This is a genomic window from Streptomyces sp. MBT65 (genome assembly GCF_016612545.1).
GTDB lineage: Bacteria > Actinomycetota > Actinomycetes > Streptomycetales > Streptomycetaceae > Streptomyces.
Map to the genome: position 1 here is coordinate 1 of NZ_JAENRY010000713.1, position 666 is coordinate 666.

Consider the following 666-nt stretch of genomic DNA (forward strand, 5'->3'; position numbering starts at 1 on the left):
CCTCTCCCGTGGCAGCCCCGGTCCCCGCGCCGGCCCGGGTCTCCGTGACGTCCGGGGTCCCCATAACGTCCTGGGTCTGCGTGGCGTCCGGGGTCTGCGGGATGTTCTTGACGACGATCCAGCCGCGTTCGGTGCGGTGCCAGCCCGGGCGCAGCGCGCCGGGGTCCTCCAGGCTGACGTCGCCGGCCAGCGCGGAGACCGTGGCCGGGTAGCTGCGGCAGGCGAAGCCCGCCTGCTCGCGCACCGTGCTGCGCGCGCCGTCCGCGCCCACCGCGTAGCGGGCCGTGCAGGTCACCGGGCCCCGGCGGCCCTGGGCCGTGATCCGTACCCCCTCCGGCCACTGGCGCACCCCGGTCACCCGCAGACCGCGCAGGATCACCACCCCGGCCGCCCGCGCCCGCGCCTCGAAATGCCGCTCCAGCTGCTCCTGCTCGCACTTGAGGACCGGCGGCGGCTCCAGGGCCGGCGCGCACATGTCCAGCCCGGGCATCCCGGCGAAATGGAACCCGCAGCGCGTCGCCGCCGGCGCCGCCCGTCCCCCGGGCAGACCGGCCAGATGCCCCCGCCGCACCAGGCACTGCACCGCCCGGGCATGCAGTGTGGTCGCCTTGGGCCGGGCGGACACCCCGCCCCGCTCCTCCACCACCACCGTGCGCACCCCGTACG

1 protein-coding gene is annotated in these 666 nt (G+C 77.3%); it reads right to left on the reverse strand.

All coding sequences use genetic code 11. The annotated features are described in order from the left end of the window. Positions 1 to 666 (reverse strand): FAD-dependent monooxygenase (locus JHN63_RS51745; RefSeq protein ID WP_200692037.1); only part of this gene is annotated, 666 nt, incomplete at both ends.